This is a genomic window from Actinomycetospora soli, assembly GCF_021026295.1.
In the GTDB taxonomy this organism is placed as follows: Bacteria; Actinomycetota; Actinomycetes; order Mycobacteriales; family Pseudonocardiaceae; genus Actinomycetospora; species Actinomycetospora soli.
In genome coordinates, this window is record NZ_JAJNDA010000004.1 from 131,687 (window position 1) to 146,196 (window position 14,510).

General features: G+C 74.4%; 13 protein-coding genes. 6 read left to right on the forward strand and 7 right to left on the reverse strand.

Annotated features, from left to right (window positions below):
• The first annotated feature begins 137 nt into the window (after positions 1-137).
• Positions 138-1,331 carry an acyl-CoA dehydrogenase family protein gene (locus LN037_RS07605; RefSeq protein ID WP_230751344.1) on the forward strand — a complete coding sequence of 398 codons (1,194 nt, stop codon included), beginning with the start codon at positions 138-140 and terminating at the stop codon, positions 1,329-1,331.
• Here the strand turns inward: LN037_RS07605 and LN037_RS07610 are convergent.
• Complete coding sequence (locus LN037_RS07610) at positions 1,325-2,527, reverse strand: MFS transporter (RefSeq protein ID WP_230751345.1); 1,203 nt, start codon at positions 2,525-2,527, stop codon at positions 1,325-1,327. The genes LN037_RS07605 and LN037_RS07610 overlap by 7 nt on opposite strands.
• A 76-nt stretch (positions 2,528-2,603) precedes the next feature.
• On the opposite strand from LN037_RS07610, the gene LN037_RS07615 reads away from it, so the two are divergent.
• A complete protein-coding gene (locus LN037_RS07615; protein WP_230751346.1) occupies positions 2,604-2,819 on the forward strand; it encodes a DUF2795 domain-containing protein in 216 nt (71 codons plus the stop codon).
• Positions 2,820-2,971: 152 nt separating this feature from the next.
• Positions 2,972-3,415 (forward strand): pyridoxamine 5'-phosphate oxidase family protein, encoded by a 444-nt coding sequence (locus tag LN037_RS07620; protein ID WP_230751347.1) that lies wholly within the window; start codon positions 2,972-2,974, stop codon positions 3,413-3,415.
• A gap of 10 nt (positions 3,416-3,425) precedes the next feature.
• Here the strand turns inward: LN037_RS07620 and LN037_RS07625 are convergent, their stop codons facing one another.
• The 4 genes from LN037_RS07625 to LN037_RS07640 form a co-directional block, all read right to left on the reverse strand.
• Positions 3,426-5,087, reverse strand: coding sequence for an acetolactate synthase large subunit (locus LN037_RS07625; RefSeq protein ID WP_230751348.1), 1,662 nt, complete (start codon positions 5,085-5,087; stop codon positions 3,426-3,428).
• A 55-nt stretch (positions 5,088-5,142) separates the two neighbouring features.
• The gene (locus LN037_RS07630) at positions 5,143-8,400 is read right to left on the reverse strand and encodes a GH12 family glycosyl hydrolase domain-containing protein (RefSeq protein WP_230751349.1); all 3,258 of its coding nucleotides are present in this window, start codon (positions 8,398-8,400) and stop codon (positions 5,143-5,145) included.
• A gap of 181 nt (positions 8,401-8,581) precedes the next feature.
• The gene (locus LN037_RS07635) at positions 8,582-10,735 is read right to left on the reverse strand and encodes a prolyl oligopeptidase family serine peptidase (protein ID WP_230751350.1); all 2,154 of its coding nucleotides are present in this window, start codon (positions 10,733-10,735) and stop codon (positions 8,582-8,584) included.
• A 6-nt stretch (positions 10,736-10,741) separates the two neighbouring features.
• A complete protein-coding gene (locus tag LN037_RS07640; protein WP_230751351.1) occupies positions 10,742-11,419 on the reverse strand; it encodes an alpha/beta fold hydrolase in 678 nt (225 codons plus the stop codon).
• Positions 11,420-11,490: 71 nt separating this feature from the next.
• On the opposite strand from LN037_RS07640, the gene LN037_RS07645 reads away from it, so the two are divergent.
• Positions 11,491-12,366 (forward strand): LysR family transcriptional regulator, encoded by an 876-nt coding sequence (locus LN037_RS07645; RefSeq protein ID WP_230751352.1) that lies wholly within the window; start codon positions 11,491-11,493, stop codon positions 12,364-12,366.
• A gap of 13 nt (positions 12,367-12,379) precedes the next feature.
• On the opposite strand, the gene LN037_RS07650 is transcribed toward LN037_RS07645, so the two are convergent.
• Positions 12,380-13,267, reverse strand: a complete 888-nt coding sequence (locus LN037_RS07650; RefSeq protein WP_230751603.1) for an SDR family oxidoreductase — start codon at positions 13,265-13,267, stop codon at positions 12,380-12,382.
• Positions 13,268-13,348: 81 nt separating this feature from the next.
• Here LN037_RS07650 and LN037_RS07655 point away from each other — a divergent pair, with 81 nt between their 5' ends.
• Positions 13,349-13,918, forward strand: a complete 570-nt coding sequence (locus LN037_RS07655) for a TetR/AcrR family transcriptional regulator (RefSeq protein ID WP_230751353.1) — start codon at positions 13,349-13,351, stop codon at positions 13,916-13,918.
• On the opposite strand, the gene LN037_RS07660 is transcribed toward LN037_RS07655, so the two are convergent.
• On the reverse strand, positions 13,919-14,161 hold the full coding sequence (locus tag LN037_RS07660; RefSeq protein ID WP_230751354.1) for a hypothetical protein: 243 nt from the start codon (positions 14,159-14,161) through the stop codon (positions 13,919-13,921). It lies immediately after the preceding gene.
• Between the two features lie 71 nt (positions 14,162-14,232).
• Here LN037_RS07660 and LN037_RS07665 point away from each other — a divergent pair, with 71 nt between their 5' ends.
• Positions 14,233-14,448, forward strand: a complete 216-nt coding sequence (locus tag LN037_RS07665) for a hypothetical protein (protein WP_230751355.1) — start codon at positions 14,233-14,235, stop codon at positions 14,446-14,448.
• Positions 14,449-14,510: the final 62 nt, after the last annotated feature.

The window sequence follows — 14,510 nt, forward strand, 5'->3', positions numbered from 1 at the left end:
GTTCCGGCGTCGCGTGTGTCGACGACCTGTTCCCGTGACCACGCGCACCGGCGGCCGCCGCACGGAGCTGAGCGCACCCGCCGTCGGGAAGGGAAGATGGTCTTCGAGCCGGAGAGACCACCCCGAGGAGCGCACCGATGCCCAGCACCCCGACTCCCGTCGGCGTCACGACCGAGGCGCAGGAGCAGCTGCGCGGGCGGGTGCGGGAGCTGTGCGCACGGTTCCCCGACGAGTACTGGCGCGAGCGCGACCGCAACCGCGAGTACCCCGACGCCTTCGTCGACGCGCTGACCGAGTCCGGCTACCTCGCGGTGCTGATCCCGACCGAGTACGGCGGCAGCGGGCTCGGGATCACCGAGGGCTCGATCGTGCTCGAGGAGATCAACCGCTCAGGCGGGCACTCGGCCGGCTGCCACGCGCAGATGTACACGATGGGCGCGCTGCTCAAGCACGGGTCGGAGCAGCAGAAGAAGACCTACCTCCCCGGGATCGCGGACGGGTCGATCCGACTCCAGGCCTTCTCGATCACCGAGCCCGAGGCCGGGTCGAACACCACCGACATCCGCACGACGGCGGTCCGCGACGGCGACGACTACGTCATCTCCGGGCACAAGAACTGGACGAGCCGACTGGAGCAGTCCGACCTCGCGCTCGTCCTGGCCCGCACCTCGCCGCGCGCCGAGGACCCGAAGGACCGCACGAAGGGGATCAGCCTCTTCCTCGTCGACCTGCGCGCCGTGCGGTCCGACGCGCCGGACACGCTGAAGGTCACCCCGGTGCGCACGATGTTCAACTACGCCACCAACGAGGTGCACTACGACGACATGCGTGTGCCCGCGAGCGCCCTGATCGGCGAGGAGGGGCAGGGGTTCCGCTACGTCATCGACGGCTGGAACGCCGAGCGCATCCTGCTCGCCGCCGAGGCGGTCGGCGACGGCTACTGGTTCATCGACCGCGCGACCGCCTACGCCAACCAGCGGGAGGTCTTCGGGCGTCCGATCGGCGCCAACCAGGGCGTGCAGTTCCCGCTCGCCCGGGCCTACGCGCAGGTCGGGGCGGCCGACCTCATGCGCTACCGCGCCGCGGCCCTGTTCGACGCCGGGGAGAAGTGCGGCGAGCAGGCCAACCTCGCGAAGTTCCTGGCCAGCGAGGCGAGCTGGCAGGCCGGCAACGCGTGCCTGGACACCCACGGCGGCTACGGCTTCGTCGACACCTGGGACGTCGAGCGCAAGTTCCGCGAGACCCGGCTCTACCAGGTGGCACCGGTGAACAACAACCTCGTGCTCGCCTACGTCGGCCAGCACGTGCTGGGCATGCCGCGCAGCTACTGAGCCCGCAGCCGGGTCAGCGCCGACCAGCCCGCCGTCGCGAGGACCGCGAGCGCCCCGAGCACGACGGCGAGCGCCACGTCCCACGACGGCGGATCCCCGGCCTCGTGCACCGCCCCGACGAGCCACGGCCCCAGCGCACCCAGCAGGTAGCCGCCGCCCTGGACGAACGCGGCGAGTCGCCGGTTCTCGGTCGACGTGCGGCTGGCGGCCAGCACCGCGGAGAAGATGACGGTGAAACCGCCGCCCTGGGCGGCGCCCGCGAGTGAGCACCACAGCGGCCAGAGCGCGGGTGCGAGCAGCAGCCCGCCGGGCAGCGCCAGGAAGGCGGCCGCGACCGGGATGAACGCCACCCGCAGGCTCGCCCGTCGCGCGACCAGCGGCGTCACCAGCGCCCCGACGACCGCGAGGATCTGGAAGAGGGACGACGCGACGCCGGCAGTCGCCGCGTCCAGCCCGCGCAGGTCGCGCAGGACCTCCGGGAGCCATGCGGTGAGGCCGTAGTACGAGAACGACTGCGCCCCGAAGGCGAGCAGCAGCAGCCAGCCGACCGGCTGTGACGACGGCGCGCGGGCGGGCTCGCCCTCCTCCTCCGCCCGGACCCGCGGTGCTCCGTCCCGACGACGGGTCGCGAGGGTCCACACCACCGCGGCGGCGAGCGCGAGCAGCAGGTACGTGCAGAGCGCGAGCCGCCAGCCCACGCCGTCGGCGATCGGCACCGTGAGCGACAGCGTGAGCATCGAACCGATGTTCATCGTCGCGGTGTAGACGCCGAACACCGTGCCGGAGCGGTGCGGGAAGTCCCGGCCGACCACCACGGGCACGACGATGTTGCCCACGGTGATGCCGGCCCCGATCAGCGCAGTTCCCGCGAGTGCCCCGACGACCCCGTCGGTCGAGCGCAGGACGGTGCCCACCGACAGCACCCCGAGCCCGACGAGCATCGCACGCTCCGGCCCGATGCGGCCGATCATCCACGACGTCGGCGGCGACGCGAGCGCGAAGGCGAGGACCGGCAGGCTCGTCAGCAGCCCGGCGACCGCGGCGGAGACCCCGAGGTCGGCACGGATCGCGTCGACCACCGGGCTCACGGCGACGATCGGCCCGCGCAGGTTGAGCGCCACGAGCACGATCGCGGCGACGAGGAGCGGGGTGCCGAGGGTGCTGGTGGCGGCGCGGCGCTGCTCGGCGGTGGTCACGTGGAGCCAGTCTGGATGCTTCGCTCGCGAAAGGACATCGGGTGTGAAGAAGGACGCGGGTCGGGCAGCTGCAGGGATGACCGATCGAGACGACACCCGCGTCCGCAAGGCGCTCCAGGGCGCGAACTTCCCGTCGGAGCGCAACGACCTCGTCGCCTACGCGACCGACCGGGGTGAGGTCGACGAGAAGACGCTGACGGCACTCGCCGCCCTGCCCGCGGGCACGTACGGCTCGGTCGACGAGGTCGTCGACGCGGTGCCGCACCGGCCGGGGTCCGTGGCGGACCGCTGAGCCCGGTTCCCTCCCCCGTGGCGGGCTCCCCGGTGGCAAGCTCCCCCGGTGGCAGGCTCCCCCGGTGGCAGGAAAGCGTCGTTGCTGTCATCCAGTGGCAGGGAATCCGCGTCGTCGGTGACGCTGTCGGGGGTCGCTGCTAGACCTGCCGCGTGACGACGTGGAGCGAGGTCGAGACGGCGGCGCCCGAGCTGGCCGCCGCGGTGCGGGCGTGTTTCGAGCGCGGCAAGCACAAGACGATGGCGACGCTGCGGGCCGACGGGTCGCCGCGCATCAGCGGGATCGAGAACGAGTTCGCCGACGGGGAGCTGACCTTCGGCATGATGCCGGGATCGCTGAAACTGGCCGACGTGCGGCGCGACCCCCGGGTGGCGCTGCACTCGCCGTCGGTCGACCCGCCGGAGGACCCCTCAGCGTGGCCGGGCGAGGCCAAGGTGTCCGGGCGGGCCGTCCCGGGGCCGCCGGCGGAGGAGGGTGCGGCGTTCGCGCTCGACGTCACCGAGGTGGTGCTGACCCGCATCAACGCTACGGGCGACCGGCTGGTCATCGAGTCGTGGCGCCCGGGTGGTCAGGTCCGCCGGGTGGAGCGGACCTGACCGGGCGTCCTCAGCGCGCGATGAGCTGCCCGAGCCGCTTCGTCAGCTTCACGTTCTCCCGGTAGTCGACCGGGATCACGATGACCGACGGCCGGTCGCGGCGGTCGAACGCCTCCTTGAGGGCCGGGCGCAGCTCGTCGGCGCTCTCGAGCCGACGGGCGTGGCAGCCGAGGCCCTCGGAGACCTTGACGAGGTCCGGTGAGGGGAAGTCGGTACCGAAGTGGCGGCCGAACTCGACCTCCTGCTTCCAGGAGATCAGGCCGTAGCCGTTGTCCTCCCAGACGAGGTTGACCGGGGCGACCCCGAGGCGGACCGCCGTCGCGAGCTCCGCGCCGTTCATGAGGAACCCGCCGTCCCCGGAGATCGCCACGACCCGCAGGTCCGGGTGCACGAGCGACGCGGAGACCCCACCCGGGACGGCGATCCCCATCGAGCAGAAGCCGTTGGAGATGATGCAGCTGTTCGGGGTGTAGGTCGGGTAGTGCCGCGCGACCCACATCTTGTGGGCGCCGACGTCCGAGATCAGGATGTCGTCGTCGTCCATCTCGGCGCGCAGGTCGGCCAGGATGCGCTGCGGCTTCATCGGGAAGTCGCCGGTCTCGGCCTCCGACGACGCCCCGCCCTCGGTGATCTCCTCGGTCAGGTTCGCCCGGGCCCGGGCGTGGGCGTCGATGTCCGGGAACCGGTGCCGCTCGCCGAGCCCCTCGTTGATCGCCCACAGGGCGGCGGCGATGTCGCCGACGATCTCCACGGTGGGGCGGTAGGCGCCGTCGACCTCGGCGGGGTCGAAGTCGATGTGCAGGAGCCGCTTCGTGCGCCCGATGTTCCACCGCGAGGGCGGCCACTCGACCATGTCGTAGCCGACCGCGATCACGAGGTCGGCGGCCTCGAACACCTCGGTCACGTAGTCACGCGACCCGAGGCCGACGGCGTAGAGGCTGCGCTCGTGGCGGTCGGACAGCGCACCCTTGCCCATGAACGTCATGCCGGCGTAGATGCCGGTCTCCTCGACGAACCGCTGCAGCTGGCGGCTCACCCGGGTCCGGACGCAGCCCTGCCCGACCAGCAGCACCGGCCGCTCGGCCCGGGCGATCAGGTCGAGCGCGGCCTGCACCGACTTCTCGTCGGGCACCGGGCGCCGCACCTTCTCCGGCGGCACGATCGGCGCGCTCTCCACCTCGTGCTTCGCGATGTCCTCGGGCAGCTCCACGTGGGTGGCGCCCGGCTTCTCCGCGACGGCGAGCTTGAACGCCTTGCGGATCACCTCGGGGATCGTCGTCTCGTCCCGCAGGGAGGTGGTCCACTTCGTGATCGGCGTGAACATCTCCACGACGTTCATCGCCTGGTGGGACTCCTTGTGCAGGCGCGTCGTGGCGCCCTGCCCGGTCAGCGCGACGACCGGCGAGTTGTCCATGTTGGCGTTCGCGACGCCCGTGACCAGGTTCGACGCGCCCGGCCCGAGGGTCGACAGACACACCCCGGGGCGACCGGAGAGCCGACCGTAGACGTCGGCCATGAAGGCGGCCCCGGACTCGTGATGGGTCGGGACGAAGCGGATCGCCGAGTCGCGCATGGACATGAGCACGTCGGCGTTCTCCTCGCCGGGTACCCCGAAGACGTACTCCACGCCCTCGGCCTCCAGACACCGCACGAACAGATCGCTCGCCCTCACGGCCACACTCCCTCGGTCGTCGACGCCCGGAGCAGTACCCGGTGTCGGGGTCGGCTCACCCACCCCCGTAGATCACGTCGAACCGCGTCAGGGCCATCCCGGGTCCACCGGTCCACGGCTCGAAGCCCGCCTGGATGTTCGTCAGGAAGGCGGAGGCCTGCACCGAGCCCTGCGCGACGGCGTCGTTCACGAAGTCCGTGAGCGGCAGGTCGTCGGCCTCGTCGACGTAGCCCTGGCGCACGTAGGAGATGACGGCGACCCCGCCGTTCTCGCCCTTCCAGACGTCCCAGCCGGCGCCGCCGATGGTCGCCGTCCCCGCCGGCTGCCCGATCGGCTTGATCCCCCCGGTCTCCGTCAACCAGATCATCAACTCCACGGCGTCGTTGTGGCCGTCCTTCCTCGGCGTGCTGTCGGCCCAGAGGTCGTAGGCGAGGTTGGACGTCGTACCGGCCGGAATCTCGCCCGCGATGCTCGAGCTGATCGGGCCGAGCTCGCTGATGCGACGCGGCAGGGTGGTGCCCTCGGTACAGGTGCCCATCCAGCAGCCGGACATGATCGACGGGTAGGAGGCCGGCGCGTCGTCCTTGCTGTGCTCCCCGGAGTCGACCGTGAAGCCCTGCGTGGTGGCGGTGATGCACTGCCCGTCGGCCGCACCCCACTCGTTGTTCTGGACCAGGAACGCGCCGCCCGCGATCTCGGTCGACCCGAACTTGTCGCACACCTGCCGGCCGCGCACGTCCGCCGTCTCCGCCGACCGTTCCGACGACGCGGCCGGAGCCGCCGCGGGTCGGGCGCTCGCGGTGCTGCGCGTCGTCGGCGGCGCGGCCGCAGCAGACGCACGGCTCCTCGTCGGCGTGGCGGCACGCTCACCGTCGTCGTCCACGGCGGCGCCGGAGCCCGTGCCGGCGTCGGAACCCGTGCCGACGTCGGAGCCCGCGCCGGCGCCGGACCCCGCTCCCGCCAGGCCCGAGACCGACTCCAGGTCGTCGCCGATCTTGAGGTCGTTGAGGAAGAGCGTGCTGTCCTGGCCGATGGACTCGTCGCGGTAGATGCCGGTCTTGAGGTAGGCGCTGCCCTTCACGTTCGACTCCGGGGTGCGGTAGCCCGAGAGCGTCTGCTCGCCGTTGCAGTAGGCGTCGATCGCCCCGCCGAACGTGATGCCGAGCTGGAAGGAGAACGCGCCCGGGCCGACGGGGCAGAAGTCCTTCTGGTTCCCGCCGTTGTTCGCCAGCCGCAGCTGCCCGTTCCCGACCTCCACCGCCAGCGGCGGGCTCCCCGTCCCCGGCTGCTTGAACTGCATGATCAGCTGCCACGTGCCGGTGTCGGTGGGGAAGCCCTGCTCGAAGAACCCGGAGTAGCCGACGAACGTCGTCTCGCCGTCCTGGAACTCCGGGATGTCGGGTTCGGCCTCGGTGCGCTTGCCGCCGCCCGGCATCTCGAACTTGACCGCCTCCCGGCCGGGCACGTTCGGCGATTCGGCGCCCGAGGGATCGGTGGCGTTCTGGTTGTTCCACGGCGTGGACTTGAAGCCCTCGAGGCCGTCGGTCAGCGCGAAGGTCGCCTTCGTCTCGCGTCCCTGCCCGCCGTCGTCCTCCGTTCCCGACGACGGGTCCTGCCGTTCTCCCGTACTCGGCGGGTCCGTCGTGGTGGTCTCGTCGGCGTCCCCGCCCGGGGCACGGGTGACCGTGGCGGAGCCGGACGACCGCGGTGCCCGCGTCCCCGTGACGTCGGTGTCGCCGGTGTCGCCGGTGTCGCCGGTGTCGTCGATGTCGTCGATGTCGTCGATGTCGTCGATGTCGCCGCTGTCGCCCCGGCTCCCGGACGGTGCGCGGGTCGAGGTCGGTTCGTCCTCCGCCCCGGACTCAGGGACGCGTGTCGCCGTGGCCCCGCCCTCGGGCGTGCGGGTCGCCGTGACCCCTCCGGAGCCGCTCTCCGCTGCGCCCGGCGCGCGCGTGGCCCTGGGCGACCCGGCGCCCTCCGCGCCGGGTTCCGGAGTGACCGTGACGCCGTCCGAACCGTCGTCCGCGGAACCGGGCGCACGGGTGACCGTCGCCCCACCCGAGCCGGGGGCACCCGTCGTCGTCCCGGCGGTCGATCCCGGTACCTGCGTGGTCGCGGCGCCCGGTTCCTCCTCGTACCCGGACTCTCCGGAGGAAGGCGGGGTCGCGGACGAGCCGGCGGTCGTGGTCGGCGGGGCGGTGGTGGTGCTCGGCGCCGGACCGGCGTCGGTGGGCACCGCCGCGACGACCTTGCCGAGCGAGGCGACCGCCCACTGCGGCGCGGTGGTGCCCTGGGCGATCGGGAGCTCGGAGTAGGTGCCGTGCACGGGCGAGGTCAGGGCCGTCTCGAGGGAGGCGTCGCCGGCGGTCGGCGGGCTGTCGCAGACCGGGTCGCCGGGGGCGCAGATCTCGATGGTGCGGGCGTCGAGGGTGCCGAAGCCGACCGCGCGCGGCGGGAGCACGCCCTGGCCGGTGGTGCCTTCCGGGACCGCCCGGGTGGCCGGGCTGCGGGCCGGGTCGCCGAACAGACCGACCGCCCGGACCAGGTCGGCGGGGATGCGGGGCTCGAGACCGGTGCCGATGCGCGAGGCCAGATCCCCGGCGACCTGCGCGCCGGCGGAGTAGCCGAAGAGCATGATCGAGCCGGTGGGGCAGCCCTCGACGTGGTCGCCCACCGCGTCGGAGAGCGCGCCCACGGCGGCCGACTCGCTCGCCGCGTAGGAACCCCCGGCCGCGGGTGGCGGCACGGTGACCACGGAGACCTTCTCCCCGAACTGCTGGGCCAGGGGGTCGGTGACGGCGGTGAGCACGTCCGACGCGCCGCCCGCCCCGCCGACGGCATAGAGCGTGACCGGGCGGCAGGAGTCGGGCAGCGCCTGTGAGGACGCCAGCGTCGCGACGCCGGTGCCGACCGCACCGACCAGGACCGCGACCGCCACCAGGGCCGCGGCGACGAGGGAACCGACCGGGCGTCGGTCCCGGGACACGACGGGTGTCGGGCGTCGCCACGGCGAGGGCGACCCCGGCGGCGACTCCTCCACGGCGGCCGGAGGGACCGGCGCCGGCGCGACCGGGCCCGTCGTCGGGAAGGCCTCGACCGGACCGGCGGGGCCGACCGCGAGCCGGGTGACCCCGCCGTCGACGAGTTCGACCCGCAGGACCCCGCCGCGCCGCGCGGCGTGCCGCCGGGCGGCCGCGAGGGCCACCGCGCGGGGGTCGCCGCCCGGTGGCACGGGCAGGGGCCGCCCGTCGGCGAGCACCACGACCCCGCCGGGGCCGCGCACCACCTCCAGCCGCACGTCCGCCGCGCCCACCCGACTCCTCCACCGTCCGCCGTGCCCCCGATCCGGGACTCAGGGTCGGCGGTCGGGACTCCGCGTGGGTGCGGTTTGGAGAAACTCGGGGCCCGGATTTCCCGGGGCCGATCGACGATGTGGTTTCCCTGCCACTGGATGACAGCAACGACGCTTTCCTGCCACCCGGGGAGGGCCCGACCTACATCCCCAGCGACTCCTTCAGGAACGCGACCTGCAGGCGCAGCAGGTTCTCCGCCACGACCTCCTGCGGTGTCATGTGCGTGACCCCCGACAGCGGCAGCACCTGGTGCGGGCGCCCCGCGGCCAGCAGCGCCGAGGAGATGCGCAGCGTGTGGGCGGCCACGACGTTGTCGTCCGCGAGCCCGTGAATGAGCAGCAGCGGACGATTCGGCGCCGCGTCGGTCGCGGGACGGCCCGCGTCGGCGATGATCGAGGAGCGCTCGTAGGCGTCCGGGCGGTCCTGCGGGGTGCCGAGATAGCGCTCGGTGTAGTGGGTGTCGTAGAGCGCCCAGTCGGTCACCGGGGCGCCCGCGATCGCCGCGTGGACCGCGTCCGGACGCCGCAGCACCGCCAGCGCCGCGAGATAGCCCCCGAACGACCAGCCGCGGATCGCGACCCGCGAGAGGTCGAGGTCCTCCACCTCGTGCGCCGCCGCCTCGAGCGCCGCGAGCTGGTCGTCGAGCACCGGGCCCGCCACGTCGCCGTCGACGGCCCGCTCGAAGGCCGGCCCCCGTCCCGGCGTCCCGCGACCGTCGACCACCACCACCGCGAAGCCCTGGTCGGCGAACCACTGGCTCGTCAGGAAGGCGCCGCGGGCGTCGAGGACGCGCTGGGAGTGCGGGCCGCCGTAGGGGTCGAGCAGCACCGGGAGCCGCTCGGAGCCCGGGATGTGGTGGCGGGGCAGCAGCACCGCGGTCGCGAGCCCCCGCTCCCCCGCCGGGAACAGGTGCACCCGCGGCTCGAGGCCCGGCGACTCCGCGAACGACCGGATCACCGTCGACCCGCCGGGTCCCCGCACCGTCGTCACCGACCCGTCGTGCTCCAGCGAGGCCTGGGAGACCACGAGCGTCCCGCCGGCGAGCCGGCCCGAGGCGATGCCACGCTCGGCGCTCACCACCGACACGCCCGCCTCGCGCGACCACACCGCGAGGACCGTCGACGTCGGCGTCCCGGTCCGCGACGCCGTCAGCAGCACCGTTGCGCCGTCGACCGCCGCGACCCCGCGGACCTGCCACTCCGGCCCCGTCACGACCTCGCCGTCCACGACCAGCCGCCGCGCGTCGTCCGCGTCGGCGCACCAGACGAGCGACCCGTCGTCGAGATGCGCCGGGACGCCGGGCACCAGGTCGACCCAGGCGTCGTCGGTGTCGGTGCGCACCACCGACGCCCTTCCCGACGACGGGTCCACGCGGCGGAGGCTGATCGCCTCCTGGTCGCGGGTGGAGGTGGTGAGCAGCAGGTCGTGGGCGTCCCAGTGGACGTCGGCGAGGTACTCGTCGGGCTGCTCGACGTCGACGCGCGACCCGTCGAGGCCGAGCAGGTGCAGCGTCACGGTCGCGTTCGTGGTGCCCGAGGCGGGGTAGGCGACGACGGTCGGCTCGCGGTCGGGGTTGGCCGGGTCGGCGATGTGCCAGCGGGTGACGGCGGCGTCGTCCACGCGCGCCGCCGCGAGCGACCCGCCGTCGGGCGCCCACCAGAACCCGCGGTAGCGGTTCATCTCCTCGGCGGCGACGAAGTCGGCCAGGCCGTAGGTGACGTGCTCGGCCTCGGGCGTCGCGAGGACCCGTTCCTGCCCGTCGACCAGCACGTGCAGCGCCCCGCCGCGCACGAAGGCGACGGCGTCGCCGGCCGGCGAGAGCCGCGGGTCGACGACCGGGCCCTCCACGGGCAGCGGCTGCGGCGCCGCACCCAGGTGCAGGGACACGGTGAAGGCCCGGCCCGAGAGCACGAACGCGGCGGTGTCGACGGCGCGGTCGGTCGCGTAGTCCACGACCCCGCCGGACTGCTCGCGGACCCGCTCGCGGCGGGCCTTCTCCTCCGGCGGCAGGTCCTCCTCGCCAGGCACGTCGAGGGTCAGCGGGTCGACGAGGAGGTGCTCCTCGGCGGTCGCGACGTCGAGCACCCACAGGCAGGTGACGGGGTCGTCGCCGGCGCGGCTGCGCAGGAAGACCACGCGCGACCCGTCCGGGGCGACCGTCACCCCCCGCGGCGCGCCGAGGGTGAAGCGCCGGGTCGCGGCCTGACGGCGGGGGAACGAGCCCTCGGCGCCGCCCTCGCGGTCGGAGAGCCGGGTCGGGTCCTGGTCGCGTCGAGAGGAGTCGGGTGCTGCCACGGCCGGTCATCCTGCCCGGTCGACCTCCGCGAGGAGCGCCTCGATCGCGGCGACGAGCACGTCCGGGCCCTCCCGCAGCACGTTGTGCGTGGTCGGGAGGTCGGTGACGGTCCAGGCGGGGTCGGTGCGCAGGCGCGCGGCGAGCGCCGGGAACGGCGAGTGCGGCGTCCAGGTCGGGTCGGCGGCGAGGGCGTAGTGCCGGATGCCGCGGTAGGCGCCGGTCAGCTCGATCCGCTGCACCAGCGACGCCAGCGGGTGCGGCGTGGTCCGCGGGTCGAACCACGGCATGGGGTCGACGCCCGTGCCGGTCCGTCCGGAGGCCTCGATGTACCAGCCGCGCATCGCGTCGTCGACGCTCGACCAGCACGAGTCCCCGTCGACCGGCGCGAACCCGTCCACCGAGAGCAGGCCGACGACCTTCTCCGGCAGCGCGTCGGCCACGCCCGCGACCACCATGCCGCCGTAGCTGTGGCCGACGAGGACGACGGGTCCCTCGAGCGCGGCGACCGTCGCCGTCACGTCCGCGACGTGGGAGGCGAGCGTGGCGCCCGGCTCGTCCGCGCGCTCGCAGAGCCCGGGCAGGGTCAGGGCGGTGGCGGTGCGTCCGCGGGCGGCCAGGGCGTCGACGACGGGGGCGTACCACCAGGCGCCGTGGCAGGCGCCGGGGACCAGGACGGTGTGCATGACGACGAGGCTGGTCCGGTCGCGATCAGAAGTCCAAGACTTGCTACTGCCCCTCGCCAGAAGCAACAGTGATGACCGTGCAGCTCCACCAGCTCGAGTACCTGGTCGCGGTCGTCGACGACGGCGGCTTCACCCGTGCCGCCGACCGGCTGCGGATCGCCCAGCCCGGCGTGAGCGCGCAGGTGCGGAAGCTGGAGCGGGAGCTCGGCCACGAGCTGCTGGACCGGTCCGGACACCGGGTCCGCCCGACCGCGGTCGGCGTGGAGGTGGTGGCCGCCGCGCGCACCGCCCTGGCCGCCGTCGCCGGGGTCCGGCGCGTGGTCGAGGACCTCGACGGGTTGCTGCGCGGCGAGGCGCGGGTCGGGATGGTGACGAGCGGACCGTTCCTCGACGTCCCCGGCGCGCTGGCCGACTTCGCGGCCGCACACCCGCAGGTCGCCTGCTCGCTGGTCGAGGCCGGGTCGGGACGGCTGCGGTCCCTGCTGCGCGAGGGTCGGCTCGACGTGGCGCTGGTCGGCGCGGCGGGCGGGGTCGCCGACGACCTCGTCACCGACGTCGTGACCGAGGAGACGCTCGTCGTCGCGGTGCCCCCGAGCGACCCGCTGGCGACCGCGTCCGCCGTCACGCCGGGCGATCTCGCCGGACGGGACGTGGTCGCCCCGGCGGAGGGCAACGCGCTGCGCGAGGCGTTCGACCTGGCGTGCGCGTCCGTCGCGGTCCGGGTGACCTGCGAGGCGAGCGACCCGACGGTCCTCGCCCGCCTCGCGGCCCGCGGCCTCGGGGTGGCGGTCCTGCCCGCGTCCCTCGGCGCCCTGCGCTCCGAGGAGCTCGTGGCGGTGCCGCTCGACGCCCCCGACGTCCGCGCGCGCCTGGTGCTCGCGCGACCCCGCGGGGCGGTGAGCCCCGCGGCGGCCGCGGTGACCCGCGCGCTGCTGGCCGCGCGCTGAACCGGGGAGGAGCTCAGGGCTCGAGCAGCTCCAGGTCCTCGAGCAGCGACGGGTGCGTCGGCTCCCAGCCCAGCTCCGCCCGCGTCCGGGCGCTCGAGGACGGCTGGTCCATGGCGAAGATCGGACCGAACGGGCCGAAGTCGCTCTCCGGCACGGGTGCGACCGGCAGACCGAGCCGCCGGCCGATCACCGCGGCGATGTCGCGGACGGCGTCGCCCTCGTCGCCCACCGCGTGCCAGGCCGTGCCCGCCGGGGCCTTCTCGAGGGCCAGCCGGAACAGCACCGCGGCGTCCCGCGCGTGCACCGCGGGCCAGCGCTGGGCGCCGTCGCCGGGGTAGCCGGCCACGCCGGTGCGGCGGGCGTGGTCGGTCAGCAGGCCGGCGAAGCCGCCCTTCCCGTCGGCGTGGGCGGTGCGCGGGATGCGGACCGCGGACGAGCGCACGTCCCGCGCGGCGAGCGCGAGCAGGGCGGTGACCGACCGGGCCCGCCCGGCCACCGGCCCCCCGGTCGGCAGCGGGTCGTCCTCGGTCGACGCGCGGCCCGGGACCCAGGGCGTGCCGGACACCGTGACGATGGGGCGACCACTGCCCACGAGGGCCCGGCCGAGCGCGTCCATCGCGGCCGCCTCCTCGGCGATCGACCGGTCCAGCGCCGCCGCGTCGGTGGTCTCGCCGCCGTGGTCGAAGGCCAGGTCGACGACGCCGTCGGCCTCCGCCGCGGCCGTCCGGAGCACGTCCAGGTCGGCGATCCCGCCACGGACCACCGCAGCGCCCGCCGCCGTGAGGGCCTGCACCGACCGCTCGGTGCGGGCGAGCCCGAGGACGCCGTGCCCGGCGTCGAGCAGCTCGGCGACGACCGCCGACCCGATGGTCCCGGTACCGCCGGTGACGAACACCTGCATGTCGAACTCCTCCATCGATGAGACCGTGTCTCATCACCGTAGCACCGTGACGAGACTTCGTCTCATCGCTACGCTCGGCCCGTGGCCCGCTGGGAACCGGACGCCCGCCTGCGCCTCGTGCGGGCGGCCATCGACCTGTACGCCGAGCAGGGCTACGAGTCGACGACGGTCGCCCAGGTCGCCGAGCGCGCCGGACTCACGAAGGCGACGTTCTTCCGGCACTTCCCCGACAAGCGGGAGCCGCTGTTCGCGGGCCAGGAGGAGCACGCCGCCCTGCTCGCCGACGGCGCCGCGCTGGCCCCCGACGACGCGTCGCCGCTCGAGGTCGTGACCGCCGCCCTCGACCACGCGACGGCAGCCTTCACGGCGGAGCAGCGGGACTGGGGTCCGCGCCTGCGTGCCGTGGTCGGCACCCACGACGAGCTCCGGGAACGCGCCGCCTTCAAGCGCGCCCACCTCACCGGGACCCTCGCGGCGGTGCTGCGCGACCGCGGGGCCGGCGAGGCGACCGCGGCGATCGCCGCCGACCTCGGCGTCGAGGCCTTCCACCGCGGCTTCGACCGCTGGTCCGACGGCGAGGGACCGTCCTACGGCGACCTCGCCCGGGAGGAGCTGCGCACCCTGCACGCGGCCGCCACGGCCCTGCGCTGATCAGACCGGGCGCCACTCCCGCACGACGCACGACCGTTCCTGCCGGCCCGCCACGTCGAGGCTCCCGGGCCGGGCCGGGTGCCGCTCGTAGAGCCACACGCGCCAGCCGCGCTCCCGCAGGTCGTCGGCCAGCAGCTCGAGCGCCTCCCGGTCGTCGCCCTCGGCCGTCCGGAGCTCGTTGCGCACCGGCGCGTCGAGCGTGCCCCGGAACAGTCGGGCGTGCAGGTGCCAGCGCGGGCTCATGAGTGCACCATACCTGGTGCACGAGCCCTCCGGCGTCATGCACCATCTGCAGTGCACGTCACCGTCGTGTGGTGGACCCGAGGGAAGTGCGCGCGCGTCTCGACGCCGCCCTCCGGGAACGCGACGCCGCCCGCAAGGCCGCCGACGCCGCGGAGGCCGAGTTCCGCGACGCGATGCGCCAGGCCCTCGACGCCGGCGTCACCGTCACCGAGGTCGCCGAGCTCACCGGCTACCACCGCAACAGCGTCCGCCGGATCGTCGACAGCGCCGACGACCAGGGCGGCTGATCAGCGGTGGCCCACCACGGGCGCTCGACGTCAGCCGTGTGCCACCGCTGACATCACGGTCG